14 protein-coding genes and 1 pseudogene are annotated in these 20,229 nt (G+C 44.7%); 11 read left to right on the forward strand and 4 right to left on the reverse strand.

Going from position 1 to position 20,229, the window contains the following annotated elements; genetic code table 11:
- The first annotated feature begins 537 nt into the window (after positions 1-537).
- Together AAC854_RS16715 and AAC854_RS16720 are read left to right on the forward strand one after the other, a co-directional pair.
- Positions 538-1,725, forward strand: coding sequence for a hypothetical protein (locus AAC854_RS16715; RefSeq protein ID WP_340618112.1), 1,188 nt, complete (start codon positions 538-540; stop codon positions 1,723-1,725).
- Positions 1,676-3,076, forward strand: a complete 1,401-nt coding sequence (locus AAC854_RS16720; RefSeq protein ID WP_340618113.1) for an Ig-like domain-containing protein — start codon at positions 1,676-1,678, stop codon at positions 3,074-3,076. The genes AAC854_RS16715 and AAC854_RS16720 overlap by 50 nt, the downstream gene beginning before the upstream one ends.
- Before the next feature lie 84 nt (positions 3,077-3,160).
- Here the strand turns inward: AAC854_RS16720 and ribA are convergent, their stop codons facing one another.
- On the reverse strand, positions 3,161-3,763 hold the full coding sequence (gene ribA / locus AAC854_RS16725) for a GTP cyclohydrolase II (protein ID WP_084728543.1): 603 nt from the start codon (positions 3,761-3,763) through the stop codon (positions 3,161-3,163).
- Positions 3,764-4,170: 407 nt separating this feature from the next.
- Here ribA and AAC854_RS16730 point away from each other — a divergent pair, with 407 nt between their 5' ends.
- The 4 genes from AAC854_RS16730 to yciH all read left to right on the forward strand — a co-directional run bounded on the left by AAC854_RS16730 (position 4,171) and on the right by yciH (position 6,794).
- Positions 4,171-4,485, forward strand: coding sequence for a LapA family protein (locus AAC854_RS16730; protein WP_340618114.1), 315 nt, complete (start codon positions 4,171-4,173; stop codon positions 4,483-4,485).
- A gap of 6 nt (positions 4,486-4,491) precedes the next feature.
- On the forward strand, positions 4,492-5,661 hold the full coding sequence (gene lapB, locus AAC854_RS16735; protein ID WP_340618115.1) for a lipopolysaccharide assembly protein LapB: 1,170 nt from the start codon (positions 4,492-4,494) through the stop codon (positions 5,659-5,661).
- A gap of 76 nt (positions 5,662-5,737) precedes the next feature.
- Positions 5,738-6,478: an orotidine-5'-phosphate decarboxylase gene (gene pyrF, locus AAC854_RS16740; RefSeq protein WP_340618116.1), complete on the forward strand. Its 741-nt coding sequence runs from the start codon at positions 5,738-5,740 to the stop codon at positions 6,476-6,478.
- Positions 6,471-6,794, forward strand: coding sequence for a stress response translation initiation inhibitor YciH (gene yciH / locus AAC854_RS16745; RefSeq protein WP_047962672.1), 324 nt, complete (start codon positions 6,471-6,473; stop codon positions 6,792-6,794). Before pyrF ends, yciH begins: the two co-directional genes overlap by 8 nt.
- Positions 6,795-6,866: 72 nt before the next feature.
- Here yciH and bla read toward each other — a convergent pair whose 3' ends face one another.
- Together bla and AAC854_RS16755 are read right to left on the reverse strand one after the other, a co-directional pair.
- Entirely contained in the window at positions 6,867-7,844 is a 978-nt protein-coding gene (bla, locus tag AAC854_RS16750) for a class A beta-lactamase (protein ID WP_422824099.1), read from the reverse strand.
- 135 nt (positions 7,845-7,979) lie between these two features.
- Positions 7,980-9,920 carry an exoribonuclease II gene (locus tag AAC854_RS16755; protein ID WP_047962673.1) on the reverse strand — a complete coding sequence of 647 codons (1,941 nt, stop codon included), beginning with the start codon at positions 9,918-9,920 and terminating at the stop codon, positions 7,980-7,982.
- Positions 9,921-10,636: 716 nt separating this feature from the next.
- On the opposite strand from AAC854_RS16755, the gene AAC854_RS16760 reads away from it, so the two are divergent.
- The 5 genes from AAC854_RS16760 to AAC854_RS16780 are packed head-to-tail and all read left to right on the forward strand — an operon-like array spanning position 10,637 to position 20,137.
- Positions 10,637-12,373, forward strand: a complete 1,737-nt coding sequence (locus tag AAC854_RS16760) for a type VI secretion system baseplate subunit TssF (RefSeq protein WP_340618118.1) — start codon at positions 10,637-10,639, stop codon at positions 12,371-12,373.
- Between the two features lie 10 nt (positions 12,374-12,383).
- Positions 12,384-14,273: a type VI secretion system tip protein TssI/VgrG gene (gene tssI, locus AAC854_RS16765; protein WP_340618119.1), complete on the forward strand. Its 1,890-nt coding sequence runs from the start codon at positions 12,384-12,386 to the stop codon at positions 14,271-14,273.
- A gap of 12 nt (positions 14,274-14,285) precedes the next feature.
- On the forward strand, positions 14,286-15,506 hold the full coding sequence (locus AAC854_RS16770; protein ID WP_340618120.1) for a DUF2169 family type VI secretion system accessory protein: 1,221 nt from the start codon (positions 14,286-14,288) through the stop codon (positions 15,504-15,506).
- The gene (locus AAC854_RS16775) at positions 15,496-15,852 is read left to right on the forward strand and encodes a DUF4150 domain-containing protein (RefSeq protein WP_340618121.1); all 357 of its coding nucleotides are present in this window, start codon (positions 15,496-15,498) and stop codon (positions 15,850-15,852) included. Before AAC854_RS16770 ends, AAC854_RS16775 begins: the two co-directional genes overlap by 11 nt.
- Before the next feature lie 10 nt (positions 15,853-15,862).
- Positions 15,863-20,137 (forward strand): RHS repeat-associated core domain-containing protein, encoded by a 4,275-nt coding sequence (locus tag AAC854_RS16780; RefSeq protein ID WP_340618122.1) that lies wholly within the window; start codon positions 15,863-15,865, stop codon positions 20,135-20,137.
- Here the strand turns inward: AAC854_RS16780 and AAC854_RS24350 are convergent.
- A pseudogene (locus AAC854_RS24350) lies at positions 20,134-20,229 on the reverse strand (IS982 family transposase); the annotation flags it as partial. The gene AAC854_RS16780 and the pseudogene AAC854_RS24350 sit on opposite strands and share 4 nt — an antisense overlap.

Genomic DNA, 20,229 nt, shown 5'->3' on the forward strand with positions numbered 1-20,229 from the left:
CAGGGAGTACTTAGGTCAAAATGCCTTCAAAACACCACAAAGAAAATCATGTAAAAACAAGACATTGAATGCATGTTTTGAAAGACTTAATTATTAAGATCCTGTATATGATGTTGAAATAATACCTTTTCTGTAAAATAGCCGTAATCAGCTAAAAGATACTCATAAATAAAAACTGCGCCGATATAGACGCAGTTTTTATTTTTAATGTACATTCTGGCTTTTACACGCAGCCCGTGTTTAAACTGACTGCAACAATAAATGTGCATCATTCTTCCTTCAAGTGGTCTGTTGCTGTTAAAAACCATATTTAAGAATATTAATCCATTCAACACTTCATTGGTGGGTTATTTTTATATATATCTGTAATAAATAAAAAATACAGGAATTAAATATCAAAAATTGCATGGTTAATATTGTCTTATAGTAAATAAAATGACAATCCTGTATGTTTGACAATTATTATTGTAGACAGATATCTTGAATGAATTTTTATTTGAGAGGTAATTTAATTTCATTAAAAAATAAGGGTATAAGATGACTGTAAATCACTTTGATAAAGACGCGAAACCTGATGGTACTGATAATGGCCTTCAACCCAAACGCCTTCTGGATATTAAATTTTCGGCAGAGGCAGGAAATTATCAAGAAGGAAACTATCATTTTGATCTCACTATTTATCTGCAATTGGGTCATGAAGATAACCGTATTATTGATCCCCATCAGCTTGATTTGAATCAATTATCTTTAGACATTGTAGACTGGGAAACAAGCCGTGCGCCTTCCAATCTTTCAGCGACACAGGTACAAATACAGCCCGATGATGACTTTCCCGGTGTCGCGGTCAAGTTTCATATTATTACCTTAAAACCCGGTGAAAATTATCAGCTTGGTATTATCGCCATTTATAACGGTAACTTTTTTGGGCAAAGTACAAAGGGCGGGGACTCCTTACATCAGTTTTATGCATTTAAATCACCGGCCCGCTATAAACTGGAATTGCTCACAACGCGGGATAATGTATTTGCTGATGGTGAACAGGCCAATCAGGTCAGCGCCAAACTCACCGCGCTGGATCCCACTGCCAGTGTTGATAATCTGAAATTAAACCTGACGGTGACAGGCACGGCCTCCTTTCAGAAAGGCAGCCAACACCAAACCTGTACTGTTGACACGGATAAATCAGGCCATGCAACGGTTGATATCTATGACACCAATACGGCAGGCGAAACGGTTACCCTGAGTGGTGCTCTGGATAGTGATAAAGACGTTAAGGCATCAACGCCGCTCAGTTTCGTAAAATTTTATAAGGTAACGGTTCAGCGCTTGGATTCCGGCCCGGTTTTAGCCGATGGAAAAGGACATTTCCAGTTAGTGCTGACCATCGAGGATAAAGGCCAGCCTTATACCGGCGCTTTTGAAATAAAAACTGGCCCACAGACTGCCTTCTTTGTGCTCAATGGCAACCCGCTACATACCTATACGGATTATAAAGGTGCCTGTCTGGACAGGAATGGTCAGGTTGTCATTTATTTCTATAACAAAGCGCTCAAAACGGAAACAGGCACTTGGGAACTTCTGATTAACGGGATTGTTTATAAAACCAGTTCGTGGGAGTTTCAGCAACCCAAACCGGATTATACGCTCACTTTTAATACCATGGAAAAACCACGCCGTGGCCGACGGTACGCAAGCCAACACCGTTCAGGCTGTCCTCACGGGTAGTGGCGCGGGGGCAAATATTGCCGGTCAGAAACTGGTGTTGAATGTGACAGGCGCGGCTTCCTTTCGGAAAGGTAACCAGCTCCAGACCTGTACCGTTGACACGGATACGTCAGGCCACGCGACTATTGATATCTATGACACATATACGGAAGGCGAAACCGTCATGCTCACCGGTGCTCTGGAGAGTGATAAAACCATCAGGGCCGCTGATACACTGATTTTTGCCCCCGTCTTACCTAATCGCCTGTTAGATATTGCGTTCATTGCCGGCAAGGGAACCTGGCAAAGTAACATCTATGAGTTTGATTTAACTGTTTATTTACAAATTGGCGATGAAAATGGCCAAATAATTAACCCGAGCCACATCAATCTGCATCAATTAGATTTATCGGTGGTTGACTGGAACACGGGGAAACCGGTTCCTCAGCTCAGTGCCAAACAACTGCTTATACAGCCTGATAACCATTTTTCCAATGGGATTACCGTTAAGTTGCTGATCAGTGTTCCGCATTCATCTGAAAATGAAGATTATAAACTCGGCATTATCGCCCGTTATAAGGGGGCTGTTTTTGGGCAAAGCACTCAGGAAGGAAACTCCCTGCATCAGTTTTATCCTTTTACTGTCTATGGGACATCGAATACGCCTGAGAGTGTTAAGCTGTCTCTTGTTGTTACACAAATTGCACCTTACCAACCTCCCCAATCATTTAATACATATAATAAAGATACGCAGGAATATGGGTTCCGTTTAAGATTTCATGTGCAATTTTATAATGCCTCAGGCAAGTTAATCCCTATTAACGCAATCGATCAAACACGGCTGGGTTTTGAAGCGGTTGATTTTTCAACAGGAGTTAAGCCAGACAAGACGCATATTGAAAATAATCATATCTTTCTTAACGATCCACAAGACAATCTATTGGGAGTCGAATTCCAGATTAACACGACGTTAACGGGTTCCCATCAAATTGGTTCAATTGTCAGATATAACAATAAGGTTATCGGCGCTGATTTGGATAAAAGCCTTCCTATTATGAATGGTAAGTATTACGGTGAGGCAAGTTATTCCTTTACAAATACCCCTTGTTGTGTTAGAGATATGATTATCTCGCGTCTATTTCCAGAAGGGAGGGCACCTACAGGAATTCTGGTTTATTATTGGCCTTCTTCTGCATGGGATAAGCGCCCTGTTATAATTTCCAGAGGGGATGGAGAGTGGGATGACGGAGGCGGGTTAGATTATTTTCCTGACGGTGTCGAGGAGGGGCAATTTGAAGTAGCCTTTAAAGATTACCGGGGTGAAGTAGTGGACAAAAAAACTTCGCAAATTTATCAGGCCATTTTAGGATAATCTAAGCCAAACTACATGTATGCATATTTGGTTAGTCAATATGCATACAATATTTTATTTTTGTTAAATTTAATAAAAACAGGCTTATTTGAGTAGTAAGTGTCCCATTCGGCTGGCCTTGGTATCCAAATAATAAGCGTTTTTCGGGTTACGCCCTACAATCAGAGGGACACGTTCGACAATATTAATACCGGCCTCTATCATGATCTCAACTTTTTTAGGGTTATTGGTCAGGAGACGGATGGCATGAATACCCAACAGCTTATACATATCTGAGCAAAGGGTGAAATCTCTCTCATCAGCAGCAAAGCCTAACTGGTGGTTGGCTTCAACAGTATCAATGCCCTGATCTTGCAAAGCATAAGCGCGGATTTTATTCAGCAGGCCAATATTGCGGCCTTCCTGACGGTGATACAACAGTACGCCACGGCCTTCCTTGCTAATTTGCGATAGGGCAGATTCTAATTGAAACCCACAATCGCATCTTAGACTGAACAAAGCATCCCCCGTCAGACATTCTGAATGAATCCGGGATAATACAGGTTCATCACCAGAGATATCACCGAAAACAAGGGCAACATGGTCACGACCTGTTTTGATCTCCTCAAATCCAATCATCAGGAATTCGCCCCATGGCGTAGGTAATTTCGCTTCAGCTACTCGTTTTAGCTGTATTTTAGTATTCATATGTTGATTTGACTCGTTATAAATATTGCAATATCCAGAACAATCCCGGTTGAGAAATCAGCTAAAACCACGCAAAAGAATTTTCTCTGATTACAACACATGCACGAAAAGGGCATTATAACAGAATTTGTTAATGCGAATGAATACAAAGCGTCAGGTTCTTTAATAATGAATATATTAACATGCTAAACTATAAGCTGATTTTCCCAGATGTAACTTGTCAGCCTGTTTGGAAAAAAAGGTAGGATTGAGCACAAACAATGTAGAATAATATCACAAAAAGAAGGAAATCAGCGTTTAGTGCAATAAATTGCTTCCTTTGCGTAGACGAGAAATGCTAACTTAACACGCCAGTATGTCTGTTATTTGGCATAATTAATCAGCAACAATAGATAACAGGAAAAAATGTGAAATATTTTCTGATTTTATTACTGGCACTGGTTGTGTTTGTTATCTCAGTGACTCTGGGGTCAAATAATAATCAGATCGTGACATTTAATTATTTGATCGCTAAAGGTGATTATTCTGTATCTTCATTACTGGCTGTGTTGTTTGCCGTCGGTTTTGCCCTTGGGTGGGCGATTTGTGGGGCATTTTACTTGCGTGCCTGTGTTTCTCTTCGACGTGCGAAACGTAAAATTAAACGGTTGGAAACCCAGTTGGAACAACCCTCTGAGTCATCCGCAAAAAACGCATCAACCGTAGCATTAAACAAGGAATAATTCTCCATGTTAGAGCTGTTGTTTCTGTTGCTTCCTATTGCTGCCGCCTATGGCTGGTATATGGGGCGCAGAAGTGCTCAACAAGATAAACAGCAATTTGCTGACCGTCTTTCTCGTGAATATGTTGATGGTGTTAACTTCCTACTCTCTAATCAGCAGGATAAAGCGGTCGATTTATTTCTTGATATGCTGAAAGAGGATAGCTCTACATTTGAAGCACACTTAACACTGGGAAATCTGTTTCGTTCCCGCGGTGAAGTTGAAAGAGCTATCCGTATTCACCAATCCCTAATGGAAAGTGCCTCTCTGACGTTTGAACAACGTTTACTTGCTATTCAGCAACTTGGCCGGGATTATATGGCCGCAGGCGTATATGATAGAGCCGAAAACATGTTTATTCAGTTGGTTGATGAAACTGACTTCCGTGAAAATGCCCTCAATTCCCTGTTAACCATCTATCAGTCAACCAGTGATTGGAATAAAGCGATTGAGATCGCTGAAAAGCTGGTAAAACTGGGTAAACACCACTTTCGGGAAGAAATCGCCCATTTTTATTGTGAGCTGGCACTGCAATGTATGGGCAGTGATGATTTTAATGACGCTATCGGCTATCTGAATAAAGCGGCTCAGGCAGACAAAAATTGTGCTCGTGTTTCAATCATGCTTGGTCGTATTTATATGGCTCAAGGGGAGTACTCTAAGGCGACTGATGCCCTGAAACGTGTTCTCGAACAAGATAAACAGATCATCAGTGAATCTCTGCCGATGTTGCAAGAGTGTTATCAGCATCTATCTCAACCGGAAGAGTGGGAAGCTTTTGTACAACGCTGTGTAGATGAAAAGTGTGGTGCAATTGCAGAGCTTCATATGGCTGATCTTATTGAGAAGAAAGAAGGGCGCGATGTGGCGCAAAATTATATTAACCGCCAATTGGAACGCCATCCAACGATGAGAGGCTTTTATCGCTTGATGGATTACCATCTGGCGGATGCAGAAGAAGGGCGAGCCAAAGAAAGTTTGATTCTTCTGCGTAATATGGTCGGTGAACAAATCCGCACTAAACCTGATTATCGATGCCATAAATGTGGCTTTACTTCCCGTTCGTTGTATTGGCACTGCCCATCATGTCGCTCATGGGATTCCATTAAGCCGATCAGAGGATTAGATGGTCAGTGACACTGTCGCGATATGTTTCTCTTCATTAGTAACTCAAGTAGCAATTCAATTCATTAGTAAATGAAAGGGCCTAAAAATGACCTCCTACACAGCTCAAACTTTAGATAAACAGATTGACTCGCCTGTTATCGTTGCATTGGATTATGGTAATCAGGACGCAGCGCTGGCGTTTGTCGATAAGATTGACCCACAATCCTGCCGCCTGAAAGTGGGCAAAGAAATGTTTACGCTGTATGGCCCACAATTTGTTCAGGCGTTGCATCAGCGTGGTTTTGATGTATTTTTGGATCTTAAATTTCATGACATCCCCAATACAACCGCAAGAGCGGTCGTGGCAGCGGCTGAATTGGGAGTATGGATGGTTAATGTTCACGCAAGTGGTGGCGCGAGAATGATGACCGCAGCGAAAGAAGCTTTATTGTCTTATGGTAAGGATGCCCCGTTGCTGATCGCTGTCACGGTGTTAACCAGCATGGAACAATCTGATCTGTTGGGCATTGGTATTGATGTAACTCCGGCACAGCACGCTGAACGTCTGGCATTATTGACAAAAGAATGTGGTTTAGATGGGGTGGTTTGCTCTGCCCATGAAGCACAACAATTGAAAGCCATATGTGGGCAGAAATTCCAGCTTGTTACACCGGGCATCCGTCCTGAAGGTACGGAAGCTGGCGATCAGCGTCGTATCATGACACCCCCTCAGGCAGTTCAGGCGGGGGTTGATTATATGGTGATCGGGCGTCCGATTACCCGTGCAGAGAACCCGGCACTGGCATTGCAGCAGATTAATCAATCTATTGGGATCGTTCATGGATAATAACTCTCGCTTAGTTTACTCAACGGATGGCGGTCGCATCCAAGAGGAAGAAATTAAACCTGTTCGCCCGAAAGGTGATGGCATTGTACGTATTCAGCGTCAAACGAGTGGCCGCAAAGGCAAAGGTGTTTGTATTATCACAGGCATTGATGCTGATGATCAAACACTCACCAAATTGGCCGCCGAACTGAAGAAAAAATGTGGTTGTGGTGGTTCCGTTAAAGACGGTGAAATCGAAATTCAGGGCGATAAGCGTGACTTGCTGAAACAATTGCTGGAAGCGAAAGGTATGAAGGTGAAACTGGCGGGAGGTTAGTCCAGTTTTTTTACATTACAGGCTATGCAGTAAATAAATTGTATAGCCTGTTGCTTGTCAGATTCACAATACTTAATGTGATTCGTTGGCTATTCCACTTTTTTCGGGCTTTGCCCACTTAGTATCAATGTCTTGAGTCACAATACGTGTTGCTTCCGCTAATACATCAGGTCGGGCGTTAGCATTTTGGTGATTTGGCTGAGTAAAGTAAGTGACCAAAACCAATGGAGAGCGATTGCTTGTCGGCCAAATGACGGCAATATCATTTGTTGTGCCATAACTACAGCGCCCCGTTTTATCTCCGACAACCCAATTTTCTGGTACACCGGCACGAATGCTGGCATCGCCAGTGGTATTTCCTTTGAGCCATGCAACTAATTGCTCACGTTGTGCTGTCTCCAAAGTATTTCCTAATGCCAAATGATATAAACTGTTCGCCATCGCTTGTGGAGTGGAGGTATCACGCTCATCTCCCGGTATCGCCGTGTTTAGATCAGGCTCCTTACGATCGAGACGAAAATCGTTATCACCGATAGTACGGGCAAATTGGGTCACTTCATTTGGGCCACCCAGTTGCTTAAGGATAAGATTCATTGCCGCATTATCACTATATTGCATCGTTGCTTCGCCCAGTTCTCTCAACGTCATACCATTTTTAAGGTGTTTTTCGGTAATCGGGCTGTATTCAACAAGATCGGATTGTTGATAGTGGATACGTTGATTTAATAAGTGATCATGTGCTTCATTTTTTTTCAGAAGTGCTGATACCGCCATAAATTTACTGGTACTGCATAGCGGAAAACGTTCGTTTGCACGATAAGCGAGGGTGGAATGATCCGATGTATCTATCAATACAACACCAAGACGACCATTGGCATTTTTTTCCAGTACTGAGAGCTGGTGGATCAGTTGATCTTGCTTGAGCGTTGTATTTTGTTGAGACGTTTTATTTTGGGCAGTAGTCGCATTGGCAGGAGATATGAACAAAGTACCAAGTAGGGGGAAAAGTGCGATTGCCATGTTTACTCGTTTAAATGAAATAAATCGCATATGAAGTTTTCACCTTGTTATTATAGTTCGTTATTACAAAATGTTATTACAAAAATGCCGCCCATAAATGGCGGCAGTTCACTTTATTATTTTGGTATCGATATTGAAATAACGATATAGAAATAACCTGCAAGGTTAGCCGATAGGACGGGCAACGATGTTACGGGTTTCCATTCTGACTTCTTCAATACGGACATTGATGACATCATTCAAACGGTAAGCAGTTTCACCTTTAATCAATACCGAGCCTGTTTCCTGGCTACATTGCAGTTCATCTCGAACAGCATGCAAAAATGGCCCGGGAACAAATGCGACGGCACCATTATCAACCAGACGGACACGCATACCGCCACGGGTGATATCGATAATTTCTGCCGGGAATGTTTTGTCTGTGCCTGCATGAGGGTGAAGGAAACGAGCATAGAGCCAATCACCAACATCGCGTTCTGCCAGACGATTTGCCCGACGACGATCGGTTAATTGCAGACAAATTTCTTCAGTCGGTTTTTCAGCGTCAGTTTGCTGGATAATCGCTTTCAACAAACGGTGGTTGATAATATCGCTGTATTTACGGATAGGGGATGTCCAAGTCGCGTAAGCATCAAAACCTAACCCAAAATGTGGACCCGGATCAGTTTTAATTTCTGCAAAAGTTTGGAAACGGCGGATACGGCTATCCAGGAATTGTGTTGGTTGTTTATCCAATTCCCGACGCAATTCACAGAATCCGTCTAATCCTAATAACGCTTCGGCATTCACATCAATGCCATGTTCTTTCAGGACTTCAACAACCTGTTCAATATGGGAAGCGTCAAAGCCGGTATGAACATTATAAATACCAAAGCTTAATTTATCGCGCATCACCTTGGCAGCACATAAGTTTGCTGTGATCATGGCTTCTTCAACAATACGGTTGGCTGAGCGTCGCTGTTCAATAACGATATCAACAACATTACCACCTTCATCAAGAATAAACCGATAATCTGGGCGCTCTTTGAAAACTAACGCGTGTTGGTGACGCCAGTTATTGCGGCGGTCGCACATCTCTTTTAAAAGCGTGATTTGCGTTTTGACGGCTTCTGATTCCGGAACCCAACCGTCCTGGCCTTCTAGCCAGTCTGAAACTTCGTCGTAAACCAGCTTGAATTTTGATTCAACCCATGCAGCGAAGAATTGAATGTCATCGCCCAGTTGACCATCTTCCAGAATAGAAACCTGACAAACCAGAGCAGGGCGGCGGGCATTCGGGCGCAGGGAACATAAATCATCTGACAGCTCTCGAGGGAGCATGGGGATATTGAAGCCCGGCAGATAGTTGGTGAAGCTACGCTGATAGGCAATCTTATCCAGTTCGCTGTCAGCTTTGATATAAGCGGTCGGATCAGCAATAGCAATAGAAAGCTTCAGGCTGCCATCATCATTTTGGGCAATATGCAGGGCATCATCCATATCTTCGGTTGTTGCGCTGTCGATAGTGACAAAATCAAGGGCGGTAAGGTCGAGGCGCTCAATAGATTCATCGTCTAACTGACAATCTGTCATGATTGGAGCTTCGCGCTCCAGACTATGGCGTGTCAGTGTTACCCACCAAGGAGCGTAGTGGTCGTCGCCTTGAGTGATATAGCCAGTGACTTCGGCATGAAAACCACGATCGCCTTTCAGTGGATGCCGGCGCATTTCAGCGACAGCCCAATCACCATTTTCGAAATCATGGGTAACTTGGTTTGTCGGGCGGCAAGGGATGGAATCTTTTAATAATGGGTGGTCAGGAATAATCCAGAGTCGGTTATCGTTTTCTTTCTTTTGGATCCTGCCTACAAAACGGGTCAGAAATGGTTCAACCAAAGTTTCTGGTTCGGCAATCTCTTTTTCTTTATCGGTGTGGATAGCAGCGGTAATTCGGTCCCCGTGCATGACCTTTTTCATGTGGGGAGGTGGAATAAAATAGCTTTTTTGTCCATCGACTTCTAAAAACCCAAAGCCTTTCTCAGTTCCTTTGACTAAACCCTCTACGCGAGTGGTTTGAGCGTGAAGTTGCTGTTTTAGCTGCGCAAGCAGCGGATTATTTTGAAACATAATATCTGGAGAGTATGGAGTTATTATCGATAATTTTAGACAACAGTTTTACGCGAATCGACGGTATGGAGCAAGTAACATCTTATGAAAACACGAAAAACCGTCGAAAAAGGTTAACAATTATACAGTTTATAACAGGAGAAAAGAAAGAGGATTTTTTAGGGGATTGGTTAGTCGTTAGTATTGTTCTACATATACTCGGTATACGATCTCGTTTCTGTACGCAGCCTGTATTCAAATTGCCTGTAATAATAAATGCCTACTGAAATAAGTTTTTAATTATAGAGTATTGAGATCTGTTTTCTTATTTGAAAATTAAAAGACGATTTGCACTCTAAATAACTAATCAACAAAAGAGTATTTCAGATTTATTTCTGGAAATACGATAAATTTAGCAATGTAAATTTCTTGTTAAAAATAATTAATGCCGTGTTAATAGATATTGTTTTTCGGTGTGATGTTTTCCTGTAACTTTCAGGTTAGTCAGTGATTGCAATGTTTTTTTTGTTTTTATGGTAATGAAATAAGGTTTTTTTGGGAATATATTATATTTAATTACGATTTATTGTTTTTGTTTTTCTTTATGACCTAAGTTAAACGGCCGGTTTATTAAGATAAATCCTTAATAACATCTTAAATATAATAAATTCTATTAAATAATTCCATTCTTGAAATGTAAATGAGATTGCACTCAGTATATTTCTAAGGAAGCAAATATGGATTCTTTTCAATTTTATTACCAGTGGGAATTGGATTATCTGCGGCAACTTGAAAAACTAACTGCCGAAGAAAAACCTCATTTGGCAGAAAGTCTTAATGGATACGATCCTGATATTGAAAGACTAAATCAAGGATTTGCTGTTTTAATGGCTCGCTTGCATCAGAAAGTCGATGATGCCTTTCCTGAAATTACACTACCTTTACTACAGCGATTAAAAGCTCTGCCTATCAAGGGGATCCCGGCAACGAGTGTCGTTCAATTTAACCGTATGGAAGGGTTTGATCTCACCTGTACATTACCACGGGGATCAGAAATATCATCCAATACCGATGTTACGTTTGTTACAAGCAGGGAGTGTCACATTGAACCTTTGATATTGGTGGCACGGAAAATCACTTATCAGGCAGAAACCAGCAATATTACGCTCACTTTCCAATATACCGGCAAGGATGATTATTGGCCTATTTGCCCTATTAGTTTATTCCTCAGCCCTGACGAAACAGTGGCAGATACCTTGATGCTTGCTCTGTGTCGCAGCTTACAGGGCGCAGAACTGCATCACAACAAATTGAAATATCCAGCCGAACCCCTTTGGTTCGAACCTTTGTCCGGGGCTTCTCGCTTGATTTTGTCACCCCCCATTTCAGTAGCGGGCAATTGGGCTCCGCAAATGCTGATGGAATCACTTTACTTGCCTCATGTTCACCACTTCCTGACCTTATCCTTGCCGACAGCCATGTGTGATCGGTTATCCATGACGGAAAACCGGCAATTCAGCGTAACATTGAAACTCAGTGAAGTATTGCCTTTATCCGAGGCGCAATTGTCAGAAGCTTTCCATCTTCATTGTGTGCCTGTGGTGAATCTTGAACGCGAATCGAAAATAACACTCGCTTTTGCACCAGACACCGCTCGCTATCCGCTTCCTTTGCCATCAGGGCAAGGGATTCTGCACCTGATTGACCTCCAGCTAAAAGATGAGCCGGGTAAAGAACGCGGTAAACGCTGCCAGTTTTATCCGATGAGTCAGTTTACTCATTTCTTTCGCGGTGCTGATGAAGAAACCTGGTTCTATGAATTGGATATGACCCGTGATGCGCTGGGGCGTTTGGAATATGCGCTGACATTTTATGACAGCCATGCCCGGCCGATGGAAAAGCCGCCAGAGCAGGAATTCACCTGTCATTTTGTCACATTCAATACTGACTTATCTGAATTGGCCGTGGGAGATATTTGTTTAGCAGATGAGGATATTCCTGATGGCTTGCAAATCAAAAACTTGACGCCCACTGCTTCCAGCTATCCTCCCGTGACAGACAGTTCACGATACTGGAGAGTTTTGTCACACCATGCCGCTAATGGTTTCTGGTTGAATTCAGTCTCTGCACTTAAACAACTGCTGCTGGATTACGATTTTTACGCTGATCTTGATCGCAATACCCATCGCAATATCCAGCGAATGACGGCAGGTATTGTAGAAATTCAATCCACACCCGGTGACTGGCTTATCCGTGGTATCCCTCACCGCTGTGTCCATGTTGAGCTGACACTGGATGAATCCGCTTACACCAGTCAGGGGGAATTATTCCGGTTCGCCAATGCCTTGTACCAGTTTTTTCCGTTCTGTCTTACCGAAGATATGCGTATACGCATGACCGTCATCGGGCAGGTTTCCAATATCCGATGGCTCTTATCACCTTGCCCGCTGCAAGGGTATCGTCCAATTATGTAAGGAGATACAAATGGATGGGCTAGTGTTTACCTGCCAGATCGGTGCCTTACCGGGCACGACTTTTCAGGTGGTGAATTTTAGTTTACAGGAAGGGCTGTCACAGCTTTATCATCTGTCATTGAATGTAGTCAGTCCTCTAAACAATGTGGTACTCAATGATCAATTGGGAACCTATGCCTCCCTCACCGTGACTCGCAATGGCAAGGTTGAGCGTACTGTTAAAGGTATCGTGGCGGGGGCTGCGCAGGGCAATAGTGACGGACGGCAAACGTATTATACCTTTACTGTCCGGCCGGAAATGTGGCGGATGACACTGCATCAGGACAGCCGCCTGTTTCAGCGCCAGTCTGTGCCGGATATTCTCAAACTATTGCTGAAAGAGCATCGCGTTAAGTCGGATAGCAAATTTTATGAAGACAGCAATCTTCATCCGGTACGGGAATATACCACCCAAAAGCGTGAATCTGCCTACGATTTTTGGTGTCGGTTGGCAGCAGAAGAGGGGATCGCTTTCTGGTTTGAGGAAGAGCAGCTCTTTTTCAGTGATTCCCATTTGGGGATGACCGCGGATCTTAACCTGACTTATAACGTTCAGCCCAATACCGATGATAAAGATACTACCGCCTGGCAATGGGAATACGGGGAATATCTCTATCCGGATGAGTATATCCACAAAGATTACAACTACCTGCGTCCTTCCCAGCCCTTGCAGACTCAGGCCACCTTGCCTCAGGGCGGGCGCCATGCGGTATTTGAAAGTTATGGGCGTTTCCCGTGGAGTAAAGAAGGCAAACCATTGGGTGAAGTACGCCTCAATCAACTCAACAGCGAAAGTAAACTGGGTTCGGCTCATACCAACTGTATCCAGTTACGCCCCGGTAAAATCTTTATCCTGAAATCACACCCTATTGCGGCCATGAATGATCGTTGGCAAGTGGTTACTGTTAATCATTATGGTTCTCAGCCACAAGCGGCGGGTATTGCGGGAGAAGGCACGACGTTGACTAACAGTATCACTTTTGTACCGGGGAAAGATGATTGGCGGCCACCGTATCGTTATAAGCCATTGGCTGATGGTGATGAACTGGCGACGGTTGTAGGGCCGCCGGGTGAGGAAATATTTGTTAATGAGCATGGCGCCATTAAAGTGCATTTCCACTGGAATCGTCATGATGAAGCGGGGGATGGTTCCTCTTGCTGGGTACGTGTCGCACAAGGCTGGAACGGTAATGGTTTTGGCTTTATGGCCATTCCCCGCATTGGTCAGGAAGTGATTGTCTCTTACCTTAACGGGGATATCGATCGCCCGATCGTGACGGGATGTAATTACAACGGCCGCAACCGACCACCGCTTAATTTACCTGCCGAGAAAACCCGTACTACTTTCAAAACCCATACCCACAAAGGCGAAGGGTTTAACGAACTGCGTTTTGAAGATGCGAAAGGCAGTGAAGAAGTCTTTATTCATGCCCAGAAGGATATGAATACCAAGGTGCTGAATAACCGTACTACGCAAGTGTTAGGTAATCACACCGAAACGATTGACGGCAATAAAGCCGTCGTGGTGAAAAAGAACAAACAGGAAACGGTGCAACTGAGCAGCACGGAAACCGTGGGGCAGGCCAAAACCCTGACGGTGGGCATGGCTTATACCATTACCGTAGGTGCCAATATGAAGACCACAGTATCCATGAGCCAAAACGAAACGGTCGGTATGCAAAAGAGTATTTCAGTGGGGCAAACTCTTTCTATTTCAGCAGGTAAGGTGATTGAACTGAAATGCGGTAGCAGCACGCTGCGTATGGACAGTTCAGGCAACATTACCATCAAAGGGAAAAAGTTTCTGTTTGATGCCAGCGGCCCTGTGCAAATCCACGGCAAAGACATTGATTTGAACTAAGGAGACAGGGTGATGGAATTCAAAAATCTCACGCCTTTTGCAGTCATGAATTACCGGATGCTGGATACAGAAGATCAGGAATACGATGTTGTTGCCATGAAAGTCGGTTATCAGCTATTACCAGCGGGTAAGGGAGAATATTTGGCTGAACTGCTGCCGGTGATGGATTTGTGTGTGCAGGATCAATACCGGGGAGGGCTGAACATCTCGCAGGTATTGCAGGAAAGTGATCTGGCGCCATTTAAGCCCAAATGTGACGTAATCGTCAATGGCACTGCTTATGCGCCGGAAGGTAAAGCCTGTTCGTCTTTCCCTGTCTGCCTGTCAGTAACGGATTCCAATGGCAACACTTTGTTGGATAAGACACTGAATATTTCTGGCGAGCGGGAGTTTTTCTGCACGGAGAACGGGCAATGGCAACTCTCTGATCCCAAACCGTTTGACCGCTTACCCCTTGATTACCGTTATGCCTTTGGCGGGGGATGCCGGATCGAAGCCGAGGATGATAAAGCGGCGAAGGCATTAACAGAGGAAGATAAGCTCTCTCCTGAACAACGCAGCCAGCACCCCGATGGCGAAAAGGCTCCCATAGCTCATGCAGTTTATGAATACAATCCCATTGGTACAGGGTTTGTTTTGCCGTGGTATGCACGGGCAAAAGATCTGCCTCGTTACCCGGCACCGCGCATTATTCATCCGAATGCACCGATAACCGTACACCATTTTACTGATATGCTGGCAGGCCGTTTCTCAGCCACCGAGCCAGCCTGTCAACCGCAGGGTATGGGCGTTATTGGGCGGGCATGGTTACCACGGCGAACACTGGCCGGAACATATGACCAGACATGGCTGAAACAGCGTCATCCCTATCTGCCACAGGATTTTGATTTCGGTTACTGGAATGGCGCCCCGCAGGATCAGCAGATTGACTGGCCGTCTACCGATATTTCATTGCAACTCACCAACCTGACACCGGAGGGTTCCTTACAAACCCAATTACCGGGGCATCGTCCTTTTATTCTGTTCCGTATGGAGGATGGCGAACTATTCCCGGTTTTGATGAACCTCGACACCCTGATTATTGATACTGATGCGATGACATTGGAACTGACCTTTCGTCTGCAATTCAGCATTGATTTGCCAATCAGAGTGACAGAAGCGCGGTTTGAAATAAACCCCAAAGCCCCCTTAATCACATTCGCACCTGAACAGGAGCCGCATCATGGCGGATAACTATATTGCCCGTAAAGATACTCAATGGCTGATTATCAGTCTGGTGCCCGATGTCTGTAAAACCCCGATGGGACCGGCCACACCGCCGATCCCTTATCCGGTTATTGCGAAACTGGGAGACTCTTCCGCGCCGATCACATCGGTACGGGCAAACGGGCAGCCGGTGGTGGTATTCGGGCAAAGTTTTGTCCCGCAGACATTGGGGGATGAAGCCGGTACGGCTACAGGGGTGAAAAGTGGCACGGTGGGGGGAAAGTGTCATCCGGAAGAACACACACAAACGGTAAGAGCGGATGGAAAATTGACGTTACGCCATGCGGATAAATTTTGGATGAATGGATCATAAGGAAAAGAATATGGCAAAAGGAGCAAAAAGCGATAGCCCAACGGGGACAGGAAATACTCTAGGGACTATTGTTGGTCAGCCGCAGCAGGCAACAGGAAATCCGTCAGAAGCGAACCCTCCTATTAAATTGGAGAATAAAGAAGAGCAAAGTTTTTTCAGTAAGTTCTGGGGAAAGGTTAAAGGCGTAGCCAATGACAGCTGGGAATGGACTAAAGAAGCTGGGAATAACGTTGTTGAAGCAGGGATACATCCTTGGGAAGCGACAAAGGGATTTCTGAAGGATACAGCCAATACTGTGACTGACATCGCTAAACTTGGCACTATGATCCAAGCAGGATATTTGAAAGGTGCAGGAGCTTTACTGAGTAGTGCCGGGGCTACTGGGGTTGGTGGAGCACTTTCTAGCGCAGGTCAATGGTATGGTGATACAACGCAGGGTGCTTTGGACTCCTTACATATGGAATTAGATAATCCGGCTCAGAAAGGAGGTGCCCTGTTAGGTAATATAATTACTACTTTTGTGCCTGTTGGAGGAGTAGCAAAAACAGTTCTGAAGGGGGCCACTGCTGGCGCTAAAATGGCTACACAGACTGCGACCAAAACAATATTAAAGGGGGTTACTTCAGAAAGTAAAATGTTAGCGACAGAAGCCAAGGTTGTAACTAAAGCGGAAAAATTATCCTCCAAAACAGGTAAAGAAGGAGTCCAAGTCAGCGGAAAGGGTGAGAAAAGTAAATCGACTAATTCTAAAAAATCCCAAAAAAGTGAAAAAGAAAAAGATCCAGCCAGTGAATCTGATAACAAGAATTCCACTCAATGTGAAGGCGGCAGTTGTGGAAAAGGCGAGCCCGTTGATATCACTTCGGGTGATTATCTGCAAAGTTTCGCCCTTATTGCCATTCCCGGCCTGTTGCCGATTACCTTAACCCGGACTTATCGTTCTACCGCCTGCCTGAACGGGTTATTAGGGCGAAAATGGGCCGATGATTGGTCACGTAATTTAGTGGTAGACGGTGAAAAAGTCCATTTTACCGATGCCGACGGGCAGGTTTATGATTTTTCCACATCGGGAAATCAGGTTTTAGTTCGCAACCGCCATCTCCTGCATTGTGTGCTGACCGGAGAGCTTGATGGTGAACTCTGTTTGCTCAACAAACAAAATCAGCAAACTTTTCACTTTAACCATATTGACGGTAATCGGCGTCGGCTGTCAGCTATCACAGATCGCCATCAGAATCATGTTCAGTTTATCTATAATGACCAACATCAGTTGACTGAAGTTATACGCAATGATGGTTTCCGGTTAACCCTCCACTATCAGGATCATCAACTGCGGACAGTGGATTATCACTTTCAGCAGATCCAGCATCGTCTGGTCACCTGCCATTATGACCAATACGGCTATCTGGCAGAATGTGATGCCTTTCAGCAAAACCATCTGTGGCATGAATACACCGCACAAGGGTTTATGACCCGCTGGCATGATACGGATAAGACGGATTTTTATATTCACTATGATGAGCGCGGGCGAGTCATTTCCACCCATTCTTCCGCGGGTTATTGGGATGATCGCTTTATCTATGACGATGAAGCCCGTGTTACCACTTACCTTGATGCAGAAGGGGGGAAAACCCTTTCCTATTACAACCAGAATAATCAGGTGATCCGCGAGATTGATCCGTTAGGGCGTGAAACACGTACTCAATGGCGTTACAACCAGAAGGTTTGGGAAATTGACCCGCTGGGAGGCTATACCACTTTTGATTACAGCAATGACGGTGCACTGACCGAAATTGTATTGCCAACGGGAGACGCTTTTTACTATGACTATGATGAACATGGTCAATTGGTTGAGGCAACCTTACCCACGGGGGATATCTGGCAGTTCCATCATGATGAGCAGGGCAATCTAACCGCTGTCACTAACCCTCGAGGGGATAAAGAAGAGTATCAGTACGGTCTTCACGGTGAATTGCGGCAACGTCTGCTACCGGATGGTCGGCAATGGCATTATGCCTATGACGAACATCAGCGGCTTGCTGCAATTATGACGCCGGATGGTCAGACGACCGGTTTAGAGCTGGATGAACTGGGGCGTTTGCGCCGTACCACGGATGCACTTAAGCAGGAAACCCGTTACCGCTATAGTCCTGTTCATGCCAGCCTCGATAATGGCAGCCTGACCGAAATTGAATTGCCGGATGGTGTAACTCAACATCTTGAATATGACAGTGAGCGGCGTGTTATTGCGGCGACTGACGGGGAAGGTCGCACTACTCGCTACAGCTATGGTGCTTTTGATCTATTGACTCACGTTACCCGCCCTGATGGTACGACATTACACTTTGGTTATGACCGCCTTACCCGTTTTTGCTCCGTCACGGCCTCGACAGGGGAAACTTATCGCTATGAGCGGGATGCCGCTGGTCAGATTATCCGTGAAATCGATTTTACCGGCCGTACCATTGATTATCAGTATGATGCGTTGGGGCGTCGCATTCAGGCCAGCTATCCTGATAATCACTCATTGCGTTGGCACTACTCTTCGGCAGGTTTATTGACCCGACAGGAAAGTTGGTATCAGGAAGGAGACAAGTACGAACTTAAATCGACAACCCATTACGAATATAATAACCGTCGTCAGATTATCAGGGCAGCAAATAACGATGCAGTTGTGGAATATGAATATGATGCAACTGGTTTGCCTGTTTGTGAACGTATTAATGGGCGTGAAGTCACTCGTGAATGGAACGATCTCGAACAAATAACTGCTGAAACCATTGGTGAGCATACCCTGCATTTTAGTTATAACGTGATGGGGGCTGTTAACCATTTTCAGTTTAATCAGCATACGCCGCTGACCTTGAGTCATGATGCTTTAGGGCGGGAAATTGTTCGGGAAAGTGCGGAAGGGTTTATTCTTGCCAGCCGATATACCACGACGGGATTATTGGCGCACCAATCCGCTGGGCGAGCCACGGCTCTGTTCCGTGAAACACTGGCACAAAATGATCCTCATTTCCCACCACAGGCCACTGCGGTTAACCGTAGCTGGCAGTACGACCGCGCATATAGCGTCAGAATGATCGATGACGGCATTTGGGGACAGACTCGTTACCGTTATAACCAGAATGACCAGATTATCAGCGCCACATTTAATGGCCGATTGCCCTATGAAGAGCAATTTGGTTATGACGCCAATGGCAACCTGAATCAACATGGGCTGGTGGATGCAAAAGGGGCAATCGAACAGATTGAACAGTACCAGCAGGCAGGGCGGGTTGTTAAGCGAGGTGATGCCATTTATCGTTACGATGATAACGGCAGGCAGGTGGAAAAAACCGAACATCGTGATGGTTTCCGACCACAGGTATGGCGTTATCGTTGGGATGCGCAAAATCAGCTCACGCACTGTGAAACGCCGGACGGTTCACGCTGGCACTATCGTTATGATCCCTTTGGGCGGCGCATCCACAAACTCAAAGTACATGATGGCAAACTGGTTGCGGCTAATTTGCAACGGTGGCTGAATGGTAAACCAGATTTAACGACAAAACCCGATACCATTATGGGGTATGACTATCTGTGGAGTGGGGATCAATTAGTTGAAGAAACACCACTCTATGCGGAAGGTACACCCGCCTACGATCGAAGTACTTGCTGGTTATATCAACCGGGTGCACTAATCCCTTCAGCCCGCTATGAAAAAGGTAAGCTGCATTATATTGTCAGCGACCATCAGGGAACACCGCGGGAAATACTGAGCGAATCCGGTAAGTTGGTATGGGCAAGTCGGCTGACAACTTGGGGTAAAGCGGAACGAATGCCACTATTGGCAGCGAATGATGAAGATTATCATGTTAGTTGCAATCTGCGTTTTGCCGGGCAGTATGAAGATGAGGAAAGCGGGTTATATTACAATCGGTTTCGGTATTATGACTGTGATACGGGGCAGTATCTTACATCGGATCCCATAGGATTACAGGGAGGATGGAACCCGTTCCGGTATGTGTATAACCCTGTGAATTTTATTGATCCATTTGGATTTGTGGGAGTTTGCCCTCAGGAGAGAGTCAATAGATTTGTAGAAAAATATGCAAATGATGATATCAGGAAAGGCAAAAATTTTGCTTCTGCTGATTATGATATTATTGGTGGTCAAAAAGGATCTTTTCAAAAAGGATCTTTTGATGCAATTAGTGGAGGAAGCAAAAATAATCCCTCTGAATTTAATGCACCCAATGCAAGGGGAAAATATGATACTTTACGCGATGCTCGACTTTAACATCCTATGACGTTGGCTTGTTGAAGCCAGTCGCGTTGACTTTTACCTTGTTTAAAATTGGCAAAAATGCCCAACGTATGAGAAAGCAGTTT

The organism is Xenorhabdus entomophaga, from assembly GCF_037996725.1.
In the GTDB taxonomy this organism is placed as follows: domain Bacteria; phylum Pseudomonadota; class Gammaproteobacteria; order Enterobacterales; family Enterobacteriaceae; genus Xenorhabdus; species Xenorhabdus khoisanae.

Coding starts and splice junctions, on each gene's coding strand:
- AAC854_RS16770 (WP_340618120.1), top strand. CDS start 14,286: ATGGAATTCAAAAATCTCACGCCTTTTGCAGTCATGAATTACCGGATG.
- AAC854_RS16755 (WP_047962673.1), bottom strand. CDS start 9,920: ATGTTTCAAAATAATCCGCTGCTTGCGCAGCTAAAACAGCAACTTCAC.
- lapB (WP_340618115.1), top strand. CDS start 4,492: ATGTTAGAGCTGTTGTTTCTGTTGCTTCCTATTGCTGCCGCCTATGGC.
- tssI (WP_340618119.1), top strand. CDS start 12,384: ATGGATGGGCTAGTGTTTACCTGCCAGATCGGTGCCTTACCGGGCACG.
- AAC854_RS16715 (WP_340618112.1), top strand. CDS start 538: ATGACTGTAAATCACTTTGATAAAGACGCGAAACCTGATGGTACTGAT.
- yciH (WP_047962672.1), top strand. CDS start 6,471: ATGGATAATAACTCTCGCTTAGTTTACTCAACGGATGGCGGTCGCATC.
- AAC854_RS16775 (WP_340618121.1), top strand. CDS start 15,496: ATGGCGGATAACTATATTGCCCGTAAAGATACTCAATGGCTGATTATC.
- ribA (WP_084728543.1), bottom strand. CDS start 3,763: ATGAATACTAAAATACAGCTAAAACGAGTAGCTGAAGCGAAATTACCT.
- AAC854_RS16760 (WP_340618118.1), top strand. CDS start 10,637: ATGGATTCTTTTCAATTTTATTACCAGTGGGAATTGGATTATCTGCGG.
- AAC854_RS16780 (WP_340618122.1), top strand. CDS start 15,863: ATGGCAAAAGGAGCAAAAAGCGATAGCCCAACGGGGACAGGAAATACT.
- bla (WP_422824099.1), bottom strand. CDS start 7,844: ATGCGATTTATTTCATTTAAACGAGTAAACATGGCAATCGCACTTTTC.
- pyrF (WP_340618116.1), top strand. CDS start 5,738: ATGACCTCCTACACAGCTCAAACTTTAGATAAACAGATTGACTCGCCT.